Origin of the sequence: Desulforhabdus amnigena (assembly GCF_027925305.1) — a bacterium.
Classification (GTDB): Bacteria; Desulfobacterota; Syntrophobacteria; order Syntrophobacterales; family Syntrophobacteraceae; genus Desulforhabdus; species Desulforhabdus amnigena.
Genome location: NZ_BSDR01000001.1, coordinates 3944415 through 3966667, shown reverse-complemented (window position 1 = coordinate 3966667; position 22253 = coordinate 3944415). Strand labels below are relative to the sequence as shown.

The window sequence follows — 22253 nt, the reverse complement described above, 5'->3', positions numbered from 1 at the left end:
CGAGTATCTTTCCAGTTCTCTCCCTCTTCAAGGGGAAGTTTTTCGGGCTCGGACCCTAAATCCTGCCATAAAGGGAGCTCATCTCCCCGAGTTTTTCTGCCAGAGCAGGGGTCATCTGCTCACGAACAAGCCTCCACTCCCAATTTCCATAAGTTACAGACGGCAGATTCATCCTCGCTTCCTCTCCCAAACCCAAAACATCCTGCATGGGGGCGATGGCCGTAAGTGCAACGGACCTCATTGCCAACCGCAACACTTCCCAATGAATCTCCTCTTCATCGACCACTCGACCAATGTAGCTGAAAAGCCGGTTCTTCTCGTCTTCCCCGGCCTCCGTTCGAAACCAACCTCGGGTTGTATTATTGTCATGAGTTCCGGTATAGACGAAACAATTCGGGGTATGGTTGTGGGGCGCATAGGGATTGACGGCCACATCGTCCCCGAAGGCAAACTGAAGCACTTTCATACCGTGCAGGTCATAACCGGTCATGACCTCCCTCACGTCCGGAGTAATGATTCCGAGGTCTTCCGCAATAATGGGCAGATGGGCAAAACGCCTCAAAAGACTGTCGAAAAAGTCCTTGACGGGAACGGGAACCCATTTTCCATTGACAGCGGTCTTTTCCTTGGCCGGAATTTCCCAGTATTCCACGAACCCCCTGAAATGATCAAAGCGGATCAGATCAAACAGTTTGATATTATGCTGAATGCGATCCACCCACCAGTCATAACGAGTATCCCGAAGTCTGTCCCAATCATAGACCGGATTCCCCCAAAGCTGTCCCGTGGAACTGAAATAATCGGGAGGAACCCCGGCTACGAAACGCGGCCTCTTTTCTTCATCAAGCTTGAAAAGTCCTGGGTGCAACCAGACATCCGCACTGTCATAGCTCGTATAGATGGGCATATCCCCAACGATCTGGATGCGCTTCTCATTGCAATATCTTTTCAAAGCGAACCATTGTTTGAAAAATAGATACTGGTAGAACTTTTCCTGAAATATCTTGTCTGCAAGCCTCTGCCGCCATTCCGCAAGAGACCGTTCTTCCCTCTCCCGAACTTCTCTTGGCCATTCGCTCCAGGCCACCCCTCCGAACTCCTCCTTGAGGGAGACGAAAAGAGCATAGTCTTCCAACCAGCGCTCATTTTCAACGCAGAATTTGTCGAATTCACAACGCATCAAAAAATTATCGCTTTTGAATTTTTCAAAGGCGAGCCCCAGGAGCCGGTATTTATGCTCTGCGGCAGGCTGATATTCGACTTGCCTGTCGAGGAAAGCGGGAAGATTGTCCAGATACTCATGCGCAATCAATCCCTCCTCAACCAGGAGTTCGGGACTTATCAGGAGCGGGTTTCCCGCAAACACCGAACAACTGCTGTATGGCGAATTCCCATAAATCATGGAAGAAGGATTGAGGGGAAGAACCTGCCAGATGCTCTGCCCGGATTCATGGAGAAAGTCGGCAAAGAGATAAGCCCCCTTCCCCAGATCCCCTATTCCATAAGGGGAGGGAAGGGAGGTGATGTGAAGCAGTATTCCGCTTCTCCGTGTTTTCATATTGGCTCCTCTGACTTTTATTCCATTGGTTCCGAAAGTCGACAGCGCACTCTCCAAAAAGCTCGAAGGCGGTGCGAATGAGCCATCGTCTCGCAAAATGGGATGCGAAAAAGGTAAAGTCGGCGCTATCTTGCACCTTCACTTTTGAGGAAGACGACCCCGAGAGGTGGAAGAACGAGCGAAACGGATTGATATCTTCCATGGCAAGGGACCTGAGACGCTTCGGCACCACCGAGATTGCCGAATCCGCTTCCACCGTAGACTTCAGCATCGCTGTTCAGCATTTCTTTCCACACTCCCCCCCGGGGGACTCCCACCCGGTAACCGACCCTCGGCACAGGTGTAAAGTTTGCGACCACCAGAATGATGTCACCAGAAGTCTTCCCTTTTCGAATAAAGCTGATCACGCTGGAGTCCGCATCATGGAAATCGATCCATTCAAAACCTTCGTTGCTGAAATCCACCTCGTGCAGCGCCGGCTCGGATCTATAAAGATGATTCATGTCCTGGACCCATTTCCTCACTCCTTGATGAGGGGGCCGCTCCAGCAAGTCCCAATCCAGACTCTTCTCATGATACCATTCATTCCACTGGCCGAACTCTCCCCCCATAAAGAGGAGCTTCTTTCCAGGATGCCCATACATATACCCAAAAAGAAGCCTCAGATTTGCGAATCTTTGCCAGTCGTCTCCAGGCATTTTTTGCAGGAGGGATCCCTTGCCGTAGACGACCTCGTCATGAGAAAGGGGAAGTACAAAGTTTTCGAAAAATGCGTACCATATGCTGAAGGTCAGCTGGTTCTGATGGTACTTTCTGAAGATGGGGTTCGCGGAAAAATAGTCCAGGGTATCGTGCATCCATCCCATGTTCCATTTCATGCCGAAGCCGAGCCCCCCAACATAAGCGGGCCGGGAAACCATGGGCCATGCAGTGGATTCTTCCGCGATCGTCTGGACATCCGGATGATGCTCATAAACCACTTCGTTCAGTCTTCTAATGAAAGAAATGGCATCCAGATTTTCTTTCCCACCGTAAATATTGGGAATCCAATCCCCCTCGTTTCTGGCATAATCCAGGTAGAGCATGGATGCGACGGCATCGACTCTCAGCCCGTCAACCCTGTATTTATCGAGCCAAAAGAGAGCGCTACTGATGAGAAAAGACCGAACCTCATAACGCCCGTGGTTAAAAATGTAGCTTTTCCATTCGGGCTGAAACCCTTTCTTTGGATCCGCATGTTCGTAAAGGTATGTTCCGTCAAAGTAGGCCAGCCCATGCTCGTCGCTGGGAAAATGGGAAGGCACCCAGTCCAGAATGACTCCTATGCTGTTTTGATGCAATTGATCAATGAGATACATCAAGTCCTGCGGTGTTCCATACCTGGAAGTGGGCGCAAAATAACCCACCGTCTGATAGCCCCAGGAACCATAGAAAGGATGTTCCATGATGGGAAGGAATTCCACGTGGGTAAAACCCATTTCCTTCACATAACCCACCAGATGATCGGCCATTTCGCGGTACGAAAGAGAACGGTCCTCCTGCTCCGGAACTCTCCTCCAAGACCCCAGGTGGACCTCGTAGATGGAATAGGGAGCATCCAGAGCATTGGCGGTATGGCGCTTTTGCATCCAATCTCCGTTTCCCCACTCATAATTGATATCCCAGACGATGGATGCAGTCTTGGGAGGGGTTTCCCAATGAAAGGCGAACGGATCCCCCTTGTCCACCTGGTAGCCGTTTTCGCGAGAAACGATATGATATTTATAGATGGTGCCATTTCCCAGCCCCTTGATGAAACCTTCCCAAATGCCGGAACTGTCTTCTCTCACCTTCAAAGGGTGAGACTCCTTGTTCCATCCATTGAAATCGCCCATAACGGAAACCGCCCTGGCATTGGGAGCCCAAACGGCAAAGTGTGTTCCACGGACTCCGTCCACCGTCGTTACATGGGAGCCCATCTTTTCGAAGAGCTTGAAATGATTTCCTTCCTTAAACAAATAGATATCGTGCTCGGTTAAAAGACTTCCCTTGTATAGGACATTCGTTTGACCCATCATGATTCTCCATTCCGTTAGTTCGCATGTCTCGTTCCTGTTCCGTTTCAGGGAGACCTTCTGCATATACAGCCAATGGTTCCATTCGATTTACAAGCAATGCCCCTGAAAACAAAAAAAGAAGCCGTTCTGCATCGTATCGAATCCCCCTCCGAGAGGTGCGATCAAAAAAGTTCCCATCCCAAAATTGACGTACATCATAGCAGGTCCCGGAAAGTTTGGCAGGAATTTAAGAAAAGAGAAACAGGGAACATCAACAAACCGGATATCTGCCTTCCGCAAGATCCATGCAGAATTTCCGAATATCCTCCAACTCCCTTTCAATGACCTCCTGGACCCGCGGCGCAACATCTCGGATCTTTATTCCCGGCTTGAGGGACAACTGAGCGTTGGCTACAGCCGGCTCGTTGACAGGCATCCCTATCCTGCTCAACAACAATACATAGACCTCTTCTATTCCCTCAATGGATTCGTAGATTTCCCTCGCCACTTTGTGAGCGAACACATTGTAGATTTTACCGACATGACTCACCGGATTCTTTCCGGCAGCCGCCTCGGTACCCAAAGGCCGGTTCAGGGATATCAGACCATTCACCCTATTGCCTCGCCCAACCTGCCCAGAATCAGCATCTTCCGCCGAAGTACCCAATTCGCTCAGGTACACTCCTCCCAACCCCCTGCCCTCCTGGTCCAGGTTATTGTAATAAACTTGGTCGGTTTTCAAGTTCAACCCTTTCAAATCGTCCAGGAAAGACGTCATGCCCCGAAGTACCCTGGCCTTTTTTTCAAAATATTCTCGCTCCGAAAGCACATATCGAGACAAAAGGGGCATGGCGACAGTGAGTTGGACATCCCTGCCTTTCCTCAACCCCATGACTTTCACATCTTCCCCGGTTTCAGGAAATTCCTCCTTGAACGTCTCTGAATTGAGATGCCGCTCCAGTTTCAGAACGAGCAATTCCAATCTCGAAAGCGGATAGTACCCCACTGCGGCAGAAGTGTCGTTGGCCCCCTTGAATTCTCCCGGCCTTGAAAAAATGTCCATCAATTCCTCCGACCCCTGTTCGAGCAACACTTTGTATTTTACATTTTTTTCAGGGTCCACAAAACGCAGGTTATCCCGGAACCATTGCTTTGCCGCATCCACGGCTATTTCTTTCACCGGGATAATCTTTTTACCGACTTTGGAGGTCGCCCTGTCTCCGATGTACAGCTCCATGGGCCGGACCACTCTCCCACCGCCAAATCGCCTCGTCACTTTTCCGGCGGCAAGGAGCCCTTTATCGATATTATGATGCAGAATGTCGCCGAATTCCTTTCTGTACTCTCTGGAAAGAGCAATGGATATGGCTTCCATGATCGAGTCGCAGATGGTGTCAGGATGACCTTTCCCCTTCCGCTCCACGACCTCAACGGTATGGTCTGCGACAGATTTGCCTTTAAGAGCCTCAACGACAATCATGCTCATATTTCTCCGTTTCGTTTATCCGAGTAGCCGATAAGATTTACTCGTCAAGGAAAGGTTAACTCCAATGACCGGGGCAGTCACAACGAAGGATGCAATTCTTATCCCGTAGCTGATTTTATATAACTCAAGTAATGAAGAATATTTGGGAAAAAATGTAATCTTTCCAAAGATCGATGTCAATCAGGCCAGGTTTTGCCGCAAATCCGAAGGGGGAACGGCCTTTTTACCGCAACTCTCGAATCTACATCTCCTGGTGAAAAATGATAGATTAGCTGAAGCCTTTGGGCGAAAAATTTCAAAGAAGAAAGGAAATCATGCCTGCATCTTCCGAGCAGAAAAAAATCATATCCTGGGCTCTCTACGACTGGGCAAACTCCGCTTTTGCCACCACGGTGATGGCGGGATTTTTCCCGATTTTTTTCAAACAATACTGGAGTGTCGGCACTTCGGCCTCCGTCAGCACCTTCCAGCTTGGAGCCGGCAATTCACTGGCAAGCATCGTTGTGGCGGCAATGGCGCCCATCCTTGGCGCCATTGCGGACCGGGGCAGCACCCGCAAAAAGTTTCTCTTCTATTTTGCAATGATGGGAATTGTCATGACGGGCTCCCTCTATTTTGTTGCCAGAGGGAACTGGCAGGTCGCGCTCGCTCTATACATCTTGGCCACCATAGGTTTTTCCGGGGGCAACATTTTTTATGACTCCCTGCTTGTAAATGTGGCTGGCAAAGAAAAAATGGATTCCGTTTCCGCCCTCGGATTTGCCCTGGGCTACCTTGGCGGTGGCTTGCTTTTTGCCCTGAACGTTCTCATGACCCTCACTCCACAAACCTTCGGCCTGGTGGATGCAGGGGAAGCGGTGCGTATCTCCTTTGTCTGTGTGGCCGTCTGGTGGGGCGTATTCTCCATTCCGGTTTTCTTTTTTGTCGACGAACCCAAAACCGATGCCGCAACGACTCAAAAAAACGCGGTAATCGCCGGGTTCCAACAGTTGGCCTCTACATTTCGGAAAATCCGCAATCTGCGAGTCGTTTTTCTATTTCTTCTCGGTTACTGGCTCTATATCGACGGAGTGGATACTATCGTGCGCATGGCCGTCGACTATGGAATGTCCCTCGGTTTTGCTCCCAAGAGCCTCATCACGGCGCTGCTCCTCACTCAGTTTGTCGGATTCCCCGCCTCCATTGCATTCGGAAGAATCGGCCAGCGATTGGGAGCCAAAAAGGGCATCTACATCGGCGTGAGCGTCTACCTTGGGGTGACCGTCTGGGGGTTTTTCATGCGGCGGGAACTGGAATTCTATCTGCTCGCCATCGTCATCGGGCTGGTACAGGGGGGAGTGCAGTCTCTGAGCCGTTCCTTTTACACGCGCATCATCCCCAAAAATCAGGCCGCGGAGTTTTTCGGATTCTATAACCTCCTGGGAAAGTTTGCAGCCGTCATCGGGCCGTTTCTCATGGGGTGGGTTGGAATCATCATGGGAAACACGCGATATTCCATCCTTTCCATCAGCCTGCTTTTCTTGTGCGGGGGCGCTCTTCTCTATTTTGTAAACGAAGAGGAGGGGCAACGATTGGCACAGCAGATGGAAAAGATGTAAGCACCTGATCAGAAGTTATTTAACATTCTCGAGCCTTATTGATTATGTCATTCCGGCATGCTTTTAGCCGGAATCCAGCCCCACGGCAAATTCTCTGGATACCGGCTTACGCCGGTATGACGGTATGAAAATGTCAAAACATTACACTTTCTCATTCACTAAACCCATGTTTCGGGTTATGTAAAGACCGCTCTTTTATGGATTCACGGGGAAAATGATTCGAAAAAGGTATCTACAATAAAACGGCAAAAAAGGAGAAAAAAACACGCTGCAGGAAACTTCTCCTGGCCTCATTCATGCTGATTTCAATGATCACGTTGCTATTCAGGCTTCTCGGAACAACTGCTGAATTCTATCGGACTACCCTTTGGATATCCTTCGCACAGTTGGATTGAAAGCTCGAAGAGAGAAGAAAAAGATGGATATGAATCTGATTCGCTTGTCGTTACTGGTGATGGGTTTGGGTCTTTTCTTTTATTTGGAAGAAAATATCAGTGAAAAGCCAAATATTTTGAGGGCCGCTATTTTTGTATCCGCCATCGTTGAAGGATGCCTCTGCATGGCCTTCCGTTTATCATGATGCCCCGATTTTGGGGTTCTCCTCCCGCGCCGGGCCGGTGAACAAGGAAGACAATTTCTTTAACAACAAAAAAGGGCTTAGAAATTATCTCAAAATTCGCTCCTACCGTCACCCTGGCGGAAGCCAGGGTTCAGCTCTATCGGGAATGCCTGGATTCCGTTTTTCACCGGAATGACGATCAAGGGTATTCAGACCGTTTCTCGAGCATGTTTGCCAGCTGAACACGTCCGCCAAAGAGGTTTTACTCCCTCCAACATGAGCAAATCACCTCGCAGTTTGTCGAGAAGCATGGTCGGATCACTCACAAGGAAATGCTTAAGCTTTGCTGTTGAACGAATACCAAGAAGCTGTCTATTGACTGAAACGGTTCGGCAACAGAAGATCACTTCCCTGTAAGTTTGCGAATCCGCGACATTATGGCGCCTGGATGTCTTTGAAGTGCTTCAGCTAAAGCCGCAGTGTTCTGCTTTCTCCCGTATGAACTCACAAGCCACTCATCTTCCTCATCGCTCCAGGGCTCATAAGCCCTGCGGTATTTCTTCCTGAGCTCAAGGAGTCTTTTGTCGGTGATGGAGTGGTCCGGCCTCTTGAGCGGTCTGTTGATGATCAACTCCTTCAAACGGACCAGAGAAAGTTCATCCTCATGGAAGCAGCCAAGGGGATCATCCGAACGATTAGTTCCTGTAGTATCTGGGAGGACAGGGTCGGCATCCCGGTTGATCCCCCTTTCTCCATCGGCCCCGTAAGTTCCCATGGTCAGATGGGCTTTGTACGCCCACACAGTCGGCGGGGACACCCCGACACGTTCGGCGATCTCACCGGAATTCAGCTTCCCCTCTTTGAGGAGACGAATCACCTCGGCTTTCTGCTCCTTTGTGCTCAAATGGGTAGAGGTAGAACTCACTTCATATTTACCCCGACTACGCTCATCACTCTCTGGAGAGTCGAATCTAACCTCTTCCTCCGGCAAAGGGTTTCCTTCCAGGTAGCTTCGGATGGCTGCAAGAAACTGATCTCCATAGAACTTGAGCTTCCTCTCACCAACACCTGAAATCTTTCGCATCTCCTCAGGAGTGCAGGGGAGATATCTGACCATCTCCTTCAATGTGGAGTCGTGAAAGACCATGAAAGGTGCAATTGACTGCTCTCTGGCGATCTTGAGGCGCAACACGCGAAGCTTCTCCCAGAGTCCTCCGGAAGTGGTATCCGATGCAACACTTGCCCTCTCCAGTTCCCGTATCGAGGACCTCCTCTTCTTTGCCGGTACCGGGTCCTTCCGAAGCTCAAACCTCTGCTCTCCTCTCAAGACGGGCCGACTGGATGGTGCAAGGCTGAATCCCCCCTTTCCCTCGATATCGACACTGAGGAGACCGGCGGCAACAAGTTGGCGGAAAACAGATTTCCACTCGCTCTCGGATAATTCCTTTCCAACCCCAAAAGTTGAGATTCTGTCGTGACCGTAGCGAAGAATCCGCTCGTCTTCTTTTCCAAGAAGAACATCCGTGAGATAAGCTGCCCCAAACCGTTGACCGGTGCGGTAAATACATGAAAGTGCCTTCTGAGCGACAACAGTCCCATCCCAGGTTTCCATCTTCCCATTGCAGGTGTCACAGAAGCCGCAGGACTTGGACAGATCCTCGCCAAAATAGCCGAGCAGGACCTGCCTTCGGCATCTGGCAGTCTCACAGAAGCCGAGCATGGCTTGCATCTTTTGTTGCTGAATCCTTTTGAACTGCTCATTGCCCTCGGAGACATCGAGTATTTGCCTCAGGGCGACCACATCTGCAAGGCTGTAGACCATCCAGGCATCGGCCCTCTCTCCGTCACGGCCGGCACGACCGGTCTCCTGGTAGTAACTCTCGAGGGTCTTGGGCAGATCCAGGTGAGCCACAAAGCGCACATCCGGCTTGTCTATGCCCATTCCGAAAGCAATGGTGGCAACCATGATCACACGCTCTTCCTGCAGGAATCGACGCTGATGCATCAGACGCAGGCCCTGCTCCATTCCTGCATGGTAGGGGAGAGCAGTTAGCCCCTTCTCCGAGAGCCACTTTGCGGTTGCCTCGACTCTTTTTCGGCTGAGGCAATAAACGATGCCGGAATCCCCCGGGTGTTCAGTTTGAATGAATTCAAGGAGCTGGGCTTTTTCGTTATCCTTCAATTCGACTCGGTAGTAGATATTCGGCCTATCAAAGCTCGAGATGAACTGCCTGGCATCCTCCAGCTTGAGCTTTTCGATGATTTCCCTGCGTGTCGCGAGGTCTGCCGTGGCGGTGAGAGCAATGCGGGGAATGTGCGGGAAGCGGTCCGAGAGAATGGAAAGCTGAAGGTATTCTGGGCGGAAATCGTGTCCCCACTGGGAGACGCAGTGAGCTTCATCTATCGCGAAAAGCGCCAGTTGCGTTTTCTTTAGAAGCTGCTGAAAGTCTGTGGTCAGGAGTCGCTCGGGGGCCACATACATCAGATCGATCTCGCCAGAGACCATTTTGAGTTCGACAGTGCGGGCTTCCCTTGGACTCAAGGTTGAATTAAGGAATTCAGCCCGGATACCAAGCTGGCGGACGGCGTCCACCTGGTCTTGCATAAGCGCAATCAGGGGAGATATGACTATTCCCACTCCATTCCGAATCACCGCAGGTATCTGGTAGCAGATAGACTTACCGCCGCCTGTCGGCATCAAAACCAAAGCGTCCCCGCCAGTCATGAGATGCTGTATGATCTCTTCCTGATGCCCACGGAATGAGTCGTATCCGAAATAGGTGCGGAGTACGGCCAAGGGAGAAATCTGAGTATGGGATCGCATGTTCATTCTTAAGGATCGTCTCCCTCTATGAATCCTTTTCCGCCAAGTCTCTAAGAACAGGAAGCATGTCTTCCGTTCCTTCGTAGTGCAAATATTGATCGAATCCTTCAATGATCCTCTGTGTCTGCGCTACCTTAGAGTGATACCTGGGAAAGAAATCCTGGGCACGTGCCATGCTCTTCTTTGCTTCTTCAAACACAGAGATACTTGAAGAACTATTGGGGTCGAAACATGATGGATCGCTGATGCGGAAACGAAGGAGATAAAGCAACAGCCGGATCATTTGAAAATAAAGCATCCTGAAATTGTGCTTTTGTTCTTCTTTCAATATTCTCTGTAAAGCGCGATCAGCGAAGAGCCGAGCCATCTCGCGGTCAAGCCCTTTTTCACTTTCCTTTCTGAGCATCAAGACACGGCAAAGGGACCGTGCTGCTTGGATGGGAAAACTCCTGTCGTCACTTGGACCAGTCCGGGCCCGACGAGCGATCGACTGAAAGAGTAGGCGGAAGTCCTCCAGGTCGACAAACACTCGGCTGGCTGCTTCAATTGCCCACTCCCATTTCCATTCCCGGTGGTTGCACTCTGTCTGTAGAATATTTCGGATATAGGCCACAATGCCAGGGGGAGTAGCAGCGTACAGCCATGCCGCCCGCGTGAATAGTTTGTTCAGCAGGTTTCTGCGCCTCTCCAACTGAAGAAGCTGAAAATCGCTCAAGAATTTGGAAGCTATACGATGAATGATCTCATTACCCAGCGAGCTGCAGGCCCGACCGTTTTGATCTACCGCCCCAAGATACAGCCGAAGGCCCGCAACCATTTTTACAGTAGTTCCTTTGATCACCTTGTCGCGCAATTCGTCCACAAGGCATATATAGTCACGGGCTATTGGTGTCGCCTTTTCAAAAGCTTCAACTATCCTTATCCCATCACGAAGGACACCATCGTCAGGATCGACAACGATCTCCTCAATACGCGGCCAGCCGCGCATGCGACTGGGAAGCTTCGATACAAAACGCATGGTGGAATAATTGAGTAGAACCCTATCGCCTTGGAGAAAAGAAGTATCCTCGGGCAGGATTTCTATTTTTGCCAAACCGCTGGCAGGACGGATACGCACTTCGATGTTCAATACCGTGTCCTGCTTGGGAGTGGACGGGAAATCGAAAATAGCACGTCGAAGCGGAGTCCGAGCCATCTCTGCAGGAGTAGGTTCCTGAGTGCCGGCTTGCCCTCCAGGGTGGGTTGAGAAAAGTTCTTCAGCGAAGCGATGTGCATAGCGGGCTTCCGGAGTTTCAGTGTGAGAGAATGCATGGCGATGCACGGCTTCTACGCTCCCGAGTCGTCGCACAACTTCTCGCACCAGTCGTGCCCGGCACGGAGTCACACCCTCCAATGGAATCGATCGAGAATCGTAAGGATCTTGGGTATTCTTGGGCGCCTCAGTTACGGACCCCTTGTAGAGATAGACGTGGAGATTTCGCTTGCCGGAATCCAGTTGGAACCGCCGCATTACTCTATCCCTGTGCTCCTCTCCTCCCAAAACCTCATGAGCCTTCAGTAGTGGAACCCATGAGAACCGTCCTCCTTCCTGGGCAAGAATGGAGATCTGCGGCATAGTATCAAGATAGGAAGGAATCTCAGCAAGTCTTTTTTGGCCGTAAATCAAGGCACCTTCCGAAATGGGATCATCGCAACTCGAGCTGAGCCAAAGGCGGCCGACCTCGGGCTCTAAGTGATTTCCTTCGATGTTCAGCCCACGGGATACCAGTGATTCCAAATTAGAGCCGAGCCAGGCGGGAATGGTGCGTGGTGCAAGCGAGCCGCAGACGATCATCCCGCGCAGCCGGCCTCCAGGGAAACGTTGAGCCATGTCGTGCACTTCCTGGGAAAGTATCTCTCCGATAGAGCCAGCCGTCGGCCTGCAGGAACTCAGATCGTAAGATTTCCTAAGGATCCGACGCAGTAAAGCGCACGATTCGCCCCTGATTTCATAGATACGCCGACAAAGATCGGGAGGTGGATTCCAAAGCGTCCAGCTGTGGCTTCGATTCCATGGCCGTGGAAGATCACTTGGATTCCACTGTGTCTCCGCTAAAGCTTGCCATATCTCAGGAAATTGAATGAAAGCCTGCCAGAAGGCACCTTCATCGATCTTTTCAAAATACTGTTCGATAAGTCCTCCCGCCCAGTCCATACCGGCCAGTGGCAGTGAGCCCCCTGGCCTGTCCCTCAGGGGTAGGACATAGTATCGATTCTGGTGCTCTCTTACACGCAGACGAAATGTAGTGAACTCGAGGGCGTCAGGCCCCAAATAGATCACATGGATATGGTCGTTTTGACCCATGTGCCATCGATCAGCCCTCGGTGGATAGACTTTAGCTAACCAGGCCAGGGCGGCAGCTACCGGACGCCACACCAGCATGGCCTCCGAACATTCCAGGGCGGCAAGCTCCCGCAGTAAAAGCTCCTGGCCAAATTCGTCCAGGTGGTTAGGGATTGCGATTACTGATGTCGGGAACTTTGCTTCGTCGCCTCCATGCTCTAATCGCTGCTCTCTGGGAAGACTGCCTGCTATCAATACCTTGATGTGGCTAGCAAGAATACGAGCCAGAGAAAAAGATACGCCGCGACCGGCATCCCAGCGGGTCATGCGGTCCCCCGCTTCAACCAGAGCCTTCCACACAACACATATGGGAGATCGCCGAATGGGCTCGCCGGGAACGATCCGCGCTTCAGCTGGCCACTCCAGACCTGCGTGTGTCCTTTCTCTGTATGCCTCTTCACCAGTAAGAATCCGACCAAAAGGATTCATCGGCAGTATGGCGCTTGTGGGATAGAATCCCAGTTCGCGGCAGCGCGCGTCGGGCAGGGCTAGGCAGTCCTGGAGGCCGAAAGCCGAAACGCCTACCACAGTTTTCATAAGACGCTCTCCAGAATGTCCTCGATCACAAGCATGATACCGTTCAGAGCCTCACTCCAGTACCGTTGGTCGATTGCTACCTGAACGAGATGAAGATCCCCGTTCATACCCGGATGCAGATCCGCTGCCATGGAATCCATGTCGCTTGCAACTACAAATCCGCGAAGAAGCGGAAACAGGGGGTCTCCCAGTTCATCGAGGATACGGAAATGCGCTTGCAGGGCATTCCCGGCAGAGAGGCCGATTTCCTTCCACGATGGGTGATCCTTTGCTGCCGCCGTGTGTACCGCCCAAATGATGAGAACCAGTCGTCGTCCACCATCGAGCGGAGTCAGAACGAAGTACAGGTGCCCACCTGTCCTTCCGAGCAATCGGGTGGCAGGGTGCTCTCCGGCATGCTCCGGATGTACAACCTCCAGAATAGACGCTCGGCTCCGAGGCCTGCTCCGCAGACCAACGAGAAAAGGTCCGGGTTCGGATCCGGCCAGAATGCGGCATCCCAAGCGTTGTTCAGCAACCAGGTTCACCGCCGATGCCAGCTGTTCTTCAACAAAAAGCTTGCGCTGTACCTCACACGACAAAGAGAACAGTGCCGCACATACCAAGAAGCGACAGACATCCGCCCAAGTTCGTGCCTGCCAATCCCACAGGCAATCCTCTTCTTCCTCTCGTTTCAATAATCGCACATAATGGTGCCAGATCGCTCGATAGCGGAGATCATTCTGAAGCACGTAATTGGGTTGTGGTACAGGGGGTGGAGCAGCAACGCCATCGAAAAGCGCCATTCGACTGAGCTCAGCGCAAAGATTCTGGTACTGGCGCACTGTGCATGCTCTTTGAGATTGTCTCAGCCCCGGGTTATCACCCACTTCCGTCCTATCATAGCGACGACCTTCCATGGCACACCGGACTATGAAATCCTTGAGCACCCTGTTTTCAAGCGTATCGAAGGACTCGCGCCGTGCTATCCCGAGTAATCTCTGGCGATTCGCTGCCGCTTTGAGAGCCATCGTATCTCCCGGTTGGCGTACCATCCATCGTAGACAGGCGGTGTCCGTTTCAGCTATGCGACCAGCAGGAAGCATAAGCCGTTCACGATAAAGAATTCTCCGGGCCGCAGCAACGATACTGGGTAAGCGGCTACGCATACGCTCGGCAATATCTACGATCAGCGCCTTGCGCGGCTGCTTAGCATCTTCAGCAACATCGAATATACTCTTGATCGCCTCTGCCCAAGAAAGTCGATTTTCGCCACCTGCCTTCTTTGCTTTGTCTAAGAGGTCATCGAAGAACTGTGACCAATCGATCACTATACTGGCGAGGCGTGTCCCCTCGTTCTCTTGATCCCCACCGTATTGCGAGGGAATGCGCTTAGCGCCTTGAGGTCTAAGGCGTATTGACTCCCGCAATGTCCCAATATGCACGCGAATCTCTGCTGTGGAATCTGTTGTCTCTGTGTTTCCTGCAGCCAATACTCCGTGGGGAGTCTCGTAAAGAAGGTATTCACCTGCACGTGTATCGAATGGGGGGCCGAAGGGGAGGAACCTCTCATGGCGCCGGGGAAGATAGAGTGTGGCTCTCCTCGACAAAGAGACCACAGGGCTACCCCAGAACTTGAAGGGACAGGAAAGGTCAGGTGTCTCTTCCCTGATCCCCCTAGACCATGGCCACAGATGGAGTTGGACGTCAATGGGCATATCTTGGGGCATCCTCCTCTTCTCTGCGAGTGACGCCCCGCCATTGAAACATCCCAACCATTCTGCTTTCATTTCGAGCCGATGAAAAGGTATCGCTGAGATCACGGTCGCCAAGTTCAGCGATAATCGCCTCCACCTCGCTCAGACATTCATTGGCATTATCAGTACTCAAGTCTATGCCCCGAATCTTGGGGATGATCTTCTGTTCGACCTGATCAGCGAAGGCAAGTTTGAACCTCTCACCGTCTTCTACACGAGGATAGTTTGCCACATAATGCCCGATTGCTTGTAGGACCCGAAAGCCGAAGGGGCGGCCCACTCGATTCAGTGCAGCATTGAGCCGGGTCGTCCAGTTGGAAACCTGTTCAGCCCATTCGTCGTTTCCCTTGAATTCTCGCAGCCATCCGCGCCATTGTTTGTAAGAAAGATACTTTTCACTTGCACCATGATTTCCATTGCCCTGCCTGACGACCCTGGCATTTTCATCCGGCTTTCCGAAACGAAGCACATTAGCACGATCGAGAACCTTATCGGACAGGGTCTGAGTCGTCTCATCTTCGTTCATAGTGCCCACGAAGAAGACATTGTGTGCCACCCACAGCCGGAAGCGTTGCTCTCCTGGACCTGCATCAAGTTCAATTTCGGCCTCGCTCCGCTTGGTGGATAAGGATGGGTCCTTCACCGCACGCCGCAACTCGAGCCGTGATAAAAACTCGCTGAAGTAGTATTCTGTTCGGGCAAGATTCATCTCATCAATGAGCACGAGCAAGAGTCGATCCCATGTCCATTTGCAGTCAAGCATAGGGAATTGATCTGCCGGGTAGTTGTAAGGATCCATACGCACCAGAGCACGGGAGAGCTCGGTTGCCTTATACTCCTTCTCAAGGTAGTTATAGAAACCGAACATATCCTGGGGCGAATCCCACCGAGGCTGAACAGCCATTACTAACCGGTGCATCCCCATGAGCTCCGCGTAGCGAACCGGTAATAAGGTCTTGCCGGTCCCCGATACTCCGGCCAATACCGTAATTGGATTGATATCATGGCACTTTAGAGATGTGTGAAATGCATCAATGATACGCGAAGGAAATACCAGCCCTTCATTTCTGAGTGCATTCCTGACCTGGTGAAGAAAGGTCGACTCATCCTGGTCATCTCTTATTCCCGTGAATACTTCCCTCTTGAGACATAGAGGTTCCTTTCTGAGAAGATCTGCATATGCACCAAGAGGATCTTCACCATCTCCCGACCCTGAACCCAGCTTTCCTTCCAGACGAAGGATTTCCTGTTCGAGAATGGCCTTCCGAGCATTCAATCCATCCACCTCGGTTTCGATGTGTTGCTGGTCTTTATGTAAGCTCGCAAGTTCACGGCTGACTCGCTCCGCTTCAGCCGTTGCTTGCCGAGCTTGCAGGGCTTGCTTTTCCACCTCCTTCTGGGCACTACGCGCTGATGCCTTGAGGTCTTCAATTTTTTGTTCCAAGCGTTCAGTAGAATGCTCGAGCGCATGCTGCTCCTGACGCAATGTATCTACAATCACACCCAGTTCAGCTTTTTCCTTTCGGACAAGCATAAGTTCCCGCGCGATTTGATCGGCTTCGATACGGCTCTGTCCAACTTCCTCTTTCAGGCGGTTTGCCTCAGCACGAGCTAACGCCGATTCACTTTCGAGATCGGCGATGGTTCTTTCCATTGCAGATTTTTCATTGGCGAGGCTGTTGAGCTTGACTTCCAATTCAGCCAGGTTCCGAAGGGTCTGTTGAGCATCTTCCAGGCGAGATTTTAATTCGGCCAACCGAGACTCTATGCTTTCTGCCTCGGCTCGCTTCGCATCCAGATCACCAATCTCTCGCTGCATCTTTTCCAGGCTTTGAGCAAGATGATGGCGTTGGTTTTCCAGTTCGCCCACTTCGTTGCGCAATGTCTGATTCTCCTGGTTCTTTATTGCACACTGCTGCTCAAGGTCGGCAAGGACGGATCGGATGCGCTCCTGGTCTTCTCGTTCCGTCTTGAGGCGTTCAAGTTCGGTCTTCTGACTTTGAATCCATTCTCGAAGAGCCTCTACGTCTTTTTCAAGTGCCAGCTTCCTCGCCTTCAGCGATGCCAGGTCTGAACCCGTTTCAGCCAAATCTCTCGCCCATATCTTCCAGGCGACATAGAACCCGAAAACTACCAACAAAATCAGGATCGTCATCGCTCCAGCCAGGATCCATAGGCTCGTGGGAAGGTAAGGTATGCTCACGCCATCCATATCATTTTCCTCTCTTTCTCACTCCTCACAGGTGCCATATTCGTCATACTACTGGTTTTTCCCACCGTTTTGTTCCTGCTTGATACGCTGATCGAGGCCCTTGAGAGTATCCTCCGTTGTCTGCAGACGGGACAAGAGGTCTTTCAACACAGCTATTTCGTTGGCAAGATCGGCGCGAGTTCTCGAAAAGTCTTCCACAGTTCGCCCCGCTTCGGTCGATTTTTCAGAAAATTTCGAGATAGCCCCATCGATCTTCGAAAGCTTGTCCTGCAGAGATCCAATATTTCCATCTAATGTTCCAACCGATTTATCAAGATTGTTTGCACCCTTGCCGAGAGAAGAAACGCTGTTCTCAAGACTGCTTGTTGAACTATCTACTGCCTGAGATAGGCGCTGGAGCCCTTTATCCACTCCAGCCGCTATTCTTTCGATCTGGCCTACGGACTCGGTCAGGGTCACATTGGCTTTTTGAAGCTCCTCTGATGTCTGCTGGGCGCTTCTTGCGGTACCCTGCAACTCTTTAATAGTCTTTGTCAGGCTTCCCGAATCACTTGAAAGGCCTTGGGCTTGTTTGGAGAAGTTTTGGGCTTCCTTCTGCAGACTCTCGATGCCCTGACTCAGGGATTTGCCTTGAGTTTTCAAGCTATCGACAGCGCTGTTCGCTTCTTTGCGAGATGCTTCGAGAGCGTCTGCAATAGTCCCGAAGCGTGTGGAGAGCGACTGGAGAGCGCCTGCGTCTTGACTCATCTGGTCAAGTATCTGCTTCTTATTCTGTTTCTGCTGTTCAAGTCCCGCAACGTCGGCCTGGAGCTTTGATATTTCCTGTTGCAGTTGGTCCCGCTGAGTCCTGAGCGTTTGTTCTTCCTTCCTTAGCGCTCCGACCTTCTGCTCAAGACTCTGCAACTCAGGTCGCTTTATCTGGATTTCCGTTTGAATGCTCGCGTAGGTATCTCGGGCATTTTTAGCTGCTTCCTGAGCTTCGCTGCTCGAAGCTTTGGCCTTGTCCAAGTCAGAGCGAGCGGCATCTCTTTGAGCGGTCAGGCTTTCAAAAACGGTCCGCGAGCTCTGGACCTTTCCCTCCAGTTCACTGATTTCAACCATCAGATTCTGGCGCCGGTCTTCGAGAGTAGGGAGCTCCTCCTGTATTTTTGAATAGGCCAGTCGGTCCCGCTCCAAAAGTCTTCGATCGGCATCGATCTGAGCACGTTCCTTCTCCAGATTCACTATTTTCCAGCCTGACAAGACCATCATCAGGACGACCACAAAAACCGCAGTGCCCATCAAAGCAACGGACGGAAAGGTTAGTATGTTCGTTCTCTTCTGCTCCGATCCAACTGCCGCTTGAGGCTGAACCTGGTTCGTCTGTCCATACATCGTTTCACTCATTTTCGCTCCATGCCTTTTGGATTTGTTCCACGCAACCCCGCATATCCTCTCGGAGCCTGTAGGTCCAGAACCTCATTACTTTCCAGCCCATACCGTGGAGTTGGAGATCGCGCCAGAGGTCATCCATCTTGCGGGTTCCATCGGGATTTCGGTGGCAGTCGCCATCCACCTCAATGTCGATCTTGAGCGGCCTTTCGCCCTGACGGATTAGAGCAAGATCCAGTCGCCTTCCGGACACCGGGAACTGAGGCCGAGGTTCAAGCCCCGCTTCAACGAGCGCCCGATAGAGTTTTTCTTCCCAAGGTGACTCATGGGGATGCCAGGGCCCGCTTTGGGCTATCCCAGGTGACCGTTCCCGCGGTGACGCCAGATCTTCAATATGCTGAATGCCACACTGTCTTGCCCATTCCCGGTTGCCCACAATATGCAACACGGCTCGAGCACGACTCACAGCCACGTTGAAAAGATTACCGGTTTCGCGCAGAAAGGATCTGGATCCTATCGGCATTTCGGGTCCTGCACAAAGACTGAATATGATGATGTCTCGTTCATCACCCTGGAAACCGTGGGCGGTATCCACATGGACTTTGGCCCGGAGGAGGGCCTCGTAGAGTCTGGGATCATCCTCAAAAAGAGCATCCCTCAAACGGTTTGCCTGCTGCCGAAAAGGGGTTACGACTCCGGCAGTTCCCAAGAAGTTGTTTTCCAGAAGCAGGGTTCGCATGATCTGCACAACTTCGCTCACCTCTTCACGGCAGGTACAGCCACTACCACCTCCGCTGCGTATTTCACCGTTTACCTCCGTCCAGTGGATTCCCGTGGACATACCTCGGGGTGGAGTGAGGCGCTGTTCTTCAGTGGCCACTCTCAGTCTGCCGTTGTAAAAGGTACGACTGGAGTAGTTGGCAATCTGCTCGGTGCTGCGATAGGTCTCACTGAGGAATACCGGTTCCACACCGTTTGTACCGGCAAAAAGGTCATAGAGAGAGCTTTCGGTGTAGGCAAATCGCATATCTTCTACTCGCTTGAGCCCCGCCTTCCTTCGAAGCATCGTGTCCCTGGCCGTGGTCAGGCGGGAGGCATAAGTTAGCTGGAAAGGGTCACCCACAACCCCTGCTCTTCGGGCTCGATAAAGAATGGGGATAGCGGATGGAATATCCGATTGGCTTGCTTCATCTACAATGGCCAGATCAAACAACCCGGCTATCAAAGGAATACGCGATCCGGCCGAGAGGCTTGTCACCGCCCAACAAGGAAACGCCTTGAGGATGTGAACTGCTCGTTCTTCAAGAACCCTTATAGTCTCCTGGCGGATAAACCCTTCGTCAAGCCCTGTGCGCATCGCATTCAATGCGGCACGCAAGCCATCCAACTGTTCACGGTTGATTGAACCGTCAAGGTTACATCGGCTGTCCAAGTCGAGAGGTATTGCCCGAAGCGCAATTTCTTCAATGCGTTTCGAGAGGCTGCCGACTTCAGCGGTTGTAGCCTCCGCCTGGGGCAATTCGCTCAGTCTTGCTTCAAATGGAATGCACTCGATCCTGAGGCGGACGTACTCCAAAGCTTTTTCCAAAAGAGACAGCTCGGGAGTCAGGCCCCTGAGGACCGATGGTCCGGGAAAAGCAGGCAGTGGTGAAACCTTCGGGATACCGCGCAGCTTACGACGGGCCACCCTGTACCAGGGGAAGATCATGCAGCCATGAAGCAAAAGACTGAACTTGGCTGAAAGAGTGTCTTCCTGTGACCGTGCATGCAGAGTCCGGACAGCCCGCATTACCTTCTGCATGGCTTTTGCGGGAAATTGTTCAGGTTCGGTATCGAGAAATAGAGCCATTTCTTGAGGGAGGCTTTTGGCAATATAGCTTCTTCGCTCTTCCAATTCCCCCAGGGTCATTGCAGTCTCCGCCGTCCGGCGAGCCACACCCACTTTTCTACCACGTTCGTCGAGCAGTGCGAGCAAATCTTCTCTAATCCGCTTAAATCGCTCACCGATCTCAGGTCGAGGTGGTGCATCAAGCATCTCACGAATGGCATCTGAAAAGGTATAATTCAAGCTGGGATCATCTTTAGAGTTGGTACGCACTATGAGCGGTCGCCCCTCGGAGTCGGAAAGCCGTCCGATCACCGCATCAATGGCCTTATGATTTCTGCTTGCAAATAGAACTGTCTGATCCCGTAGTCGGGCATTGGCCACAGTGCTACTGACTACTTGACTCTTGCCGGTGCCTGGAGGACCGGTAACAACGGTCACGTTTCTAACGAGGAGTGAGGCTGTTGCCAGCCGCTGCTCGGCGTTAAGGGTGCTGGTATCTGCAACGATAGCCTCATGAAGGAGATCTTCAATCGTCTCCTGAATACGGTCGGTGGCGAAAACATAACGAAGCGCCGTACGGTCCAGAACATCATCCGGGGCACGTTCAATGGCTGCGAGTTCTTTAAGCAGAGTGGCTGTGAACTTCGTCCTCTTGGCCAGCATCAGCACGGCTCGGTTATAGATGCCTGACGGAAAAGGCTCGGTGAGCGGATAGTCCGGCACGCTTTCGATGTGCAATGGTTCTCGAACTTTTTCAGTCATGAACGCCGACAGGGCAGCGACCAAGTTTTTAAGGCCAGGGATTCGCTCAACTCGTTCCAGAGCAGGCGGTTCATCGATGGGCCTACCCCGATTGAGAAAGCCACACGCAGAAAGGAAGCTTCGCTGTCGTTCCAGATTGCGGGCAAAGGCAAATTCAAGCCATCCCAGGTTCACCTCAGGACGGGGCTCATCGCAACTGACTATCAGGCCGTCCTGCGTGACAGTGGTCTCCACTGTGAAAAAGAAAATGGGGCGAATGACAGCAACACCCGGTTCACCCTCTCTTTCCTTGTAATACGCCTGAACAGGATAGCCGACCACCAAAGCATGATCCTCACTTCCCCCAGGCAAGGCGTTGAGTAGAGGCGCTAGATGTGGTCCCAGCGGGATAATGGTCTGCCATGGAATGCCAGGTTTTGGATGCCACCATCCGAGCCTACGAAGGTAGAGAAAACGTTTACCCAGCTCATTTTGAAATGCAGAAGCATCTGCACCCTCTTCATGGCAAATGCATTGGCGATAATAGGCAACCAACCTGCGAAAAGTGTCCCATCGTCCGGAAAAAACATAAGTGTGGTCTGTATCTGAATCAGGCTCGGTTTCTGATATAGTAGCCGAAGGGATAGCGCCTGCCGATCCATAGGATTTCCAGTCCAAGAGGTCAAGTGTCTCCTTGCTCAACGGCGGTAGAGCAGCAGGAGCTGAAGGCGGAACTGCTTCAGTAGTAGGATTTGCTGCCCAGCGGCCTCCTAAGAACTTCACTTTACCTTCGTTCAGCAAGCCACGAAGGATACTTCCGATTTCGTGGTCTGGAATGCGAAAACGGTGAGACCTCAGTCGAGCTCCCAGGTCTCTGGTGGAGAGGGGAAATGAAGAAGCATTTAGAACGCTTAGGAGTTTCTCTGTTGTGGAATACCTCAAGAAGTCCGTCATGTATCCTTTCATTCTTGATCCAGTAAAGACAAAATCCCCAATGTAATTTAGCCCAGCTCACTTTCGAGGATGAAGATGCCGGGTGAGGACGTTAAGCTGGAAACATTGAGTGAGGCCGTTATGTGCCAGCTCTTCGTTACCCCTATGCTGGGCTGATGAAAATCAGCCGCTACACAGACATGTGTTTGATCCGGTTTTTATGCCCTGAAAGGGCTCACATAGAACAATCTCGGGGTAAACATCTCGGGATAGGGAGATATAGAAAAGATACACTGAAAGGGTTACATAAAAGAAGATCAAATCATGGCCAGGTTTCTGTCGAAAGTCGAGAATCCTTTTATATAAACCTTCCAGGGTACGTTTTGCTCATAATCTTCTAACCCGGGGTGTGGCGCTCCCGCTGACTCCGGGCTATCCCATGCAGCTCTTA

11 protein-coding genes are annotated in these 22253 nt (G+C 51.6%); 2 read left to right on the top strand and 9 right to left on the bottom strand.

The genetic code is table 11. The annotated features are described in order from the left end of the window. Positions 1 to 55 precede the first annotated feature (55 nt). The 3 genes from malQ to QMG16_RS16865 form a co-directional block, all read right to left on the bottom strand. On the bottom strand, positions 56 to 1558 hold the full coding sequence (gene malQ, locus QMG16_RS16875; protein WP_281796120.1) for a 4-alpha-glucanotransferase: 1503 nt from the start codon (positions 1556 to 1558) through the stop codon (positions 56 to 58). Between the two features lie 125 nt (positions 1559 to 1683). Further along, a complete protein-coding gene (glgB, locus tag QMG16_RS16870; RefSeq protein ID WP_281796118.1) occupies positions 1684 to 3615 on the bottom strand; it encodes a 1,4-alpha-glucan branching protein GlgB in 1932 nt (643 codons plus the stop codon). Positions 3616 to 3865: 250 nt separating this feature from the next. Next, the gene (locus tag QMG16_RS16865) at positions 3866 to 5074 is read right to left on the bottom strand and encodes a methionine adenosyltransferase (protein WP_281796116.1); all 1209 of its coding nucleotides are present in this window, start codon (positions 5072 to 5074) and stop codon (positions 3866 to 3868) included. A gap of 320 nt (positions 5075 to 5394) precedes the next feature. Here QMG16_RS16865 and QMG16_RS16860 point away from each other — a divergent pair, with 320 nt between their 5' ends. Beyond that, a complete protein-coding gene (locus QMG16_RS16860; protein WP_281796115.1) occupies positions 5395 to 6678 on the top strand; it encodes an MFS transporter in 1284 nt (427 codons plus the stop codon). Between the two features lie 418 nt (positions 6679 to 7096). Further along, entirely contained in the window at positions 7097 to 7258 is a 162-nt protein-coding gene (locus tag QMG16_RS16855) for a hypothetical protein (RefSeq protein WP_281796114.1), read from the top strand. Positions 7259 to 7640: 382 nt separating this feature from the next. Here the strand turns inward: QMG16_RS16855 and recQ are convergent, their stop codons facing one another. From recQ to QMG16_RS16825, 6 genes are read right to left on the bottom strand one after another with little or no spacing between them, the layout of a single operon-like run. Continuing rightward, positions 7641 to 10067, bottom strand: coding sequence for a DNA helicase RecQ (gene recQ, locus QMG16_RS16850; RefSeq protein WP_281796112.1), 2427 nt, complete (start codon positions 10065 to 10067; stop codon positions 7641 to 7643). 19 nt (positions 10068 to 10086) lie between these two features. Further along, the gene (locus QMG16_RS16845; protein WP_281796111.1) at positions 10087 to 12981 is read right to left on the bottom strand and encodes a hypothetical protein; all 2895 of its coding nucleotides are present in this window, start codon (positions 12979 to 12981) and stop codon (positions 10087 to 10089) included. Further along, complete coding sequence (locus QMG16_RS16840; protein WP_281796110.1) at positions 12978 to 14678, bottom strand: DUF2357 domain-containing protein; 1701 nt, start codon at positions 14676 to 14678, stop codon at positions 12978 to 12980. Before QMG16_RS16840 ends, QMG16_RS16845 begins: the two co-directional genes overlap by 4 nt. Beyond that, positions 14668 to 16929: a DUF8727 domain-containing protein gene (locus QMG16_RS16835; protein ID WP_281796108.1), complete on the bottom strand. Its 2262-nt coding sequence runs from the start codon at positions 16927 to 16929 to the stop codon at positions 14668 to 14670. The genes QMG16_RS16840 and QMG16_RS16835 overlap by 11 nt, the downstream gene beginning before the upstream one ends. Positions 16930 to 16977: 48 nt before the next feature. Further along, complete coding sequence (locus QMG16_RS16830; RefSeq protein ID WP_281796106.1) at positions 16978 to 18315, bottom strand: coiled-coil domain-containing protein; 1338 nt, start codon at positions 18313 to 18315, stop codon at positions 16978 to 16980. Then, entirely contained in the window at positions 18308 to 21211 is a 2904-nt protein-coding gene (locus QMG16_RS16825) for an AAA domain-containing protein (RefSeq protein WP_281796104.1), read from the bottom strand. The genes QMG16_RS16830 and QMG16_RS16825 overlap by 8 nt, the downstream gene beginning before the upstream one ends. Positions 21212 to 22253 lie beyond the last annotated feature (1042 nt).

Coding starts and splice junctions, on each gene's coding strand:
- QMG16_RS16830 (WP_281796106.1), bottom strand. CDS start 18,315: ATGAGTGAAACGATGTATGGACAGACGAACCAGGTTCAGCCTCAAGCG.
- QMG16_RS16860 (WP_281796115.1), top strand. CDS start 5,395: ATGCCTGCATCTTCCGAGCAGAAAAAAATCATATCCTGGGCTCTCTAC.
- QMG16_RS16840 (WP_281796110.1), bottom strand. CDS start 14,678: ATGCCCATTGACGTCCAACTCCATCTGTGGCCATGGTCTAGGGGGATC.
- QMG16_RS16865 (WP_281796116.1), bottom strand. CDS start 5,074: ATGATTGTCGTTGAGGCTCTTAAAGGCAAATCTGTCGCAGACCATACC.
- glgB (WP_281796118.1), bottom strand. CDS start 3,615: ATGATGGGTCAAACGAATGTCCTATACAAGGGAAGTCTTTTAACCGAG.
- recQ (WP_281796112.1), bottom strand. CDS start 10,067: ATGAACATGCGATCCCATACTCAGATTTCTCCCTTGGCCGTACTCCGC.
- QMG16_RS16845 (WP_281796111.1), bottom strand. CDS start 12,981: ATGAAAACTGTGGTAGGCGTTTCGGCTTTCGGCCTCCAGGACTGCCTA.
- malQ (WP_281796120.1), bottom strand. CDS start 1,558: ATGAAAACACGGAGAAGCGGAATACTGCTTCACATCACCTCCCTTCCC.
- QMG16_RS16855 (WP_281796114.1), top strand. CDS start 7,097: ATGGATATGAATCTGATTCGCTTGTCGTTACTGGTGATGGGTTTGGGT.
- QMG16_RS16835 (WP_281796108.1), bottom strand. CDS start 16,929: ATGGATGGCGTGAGCATACCTTACCTTCCCACGAGCCTATGGATCCTG.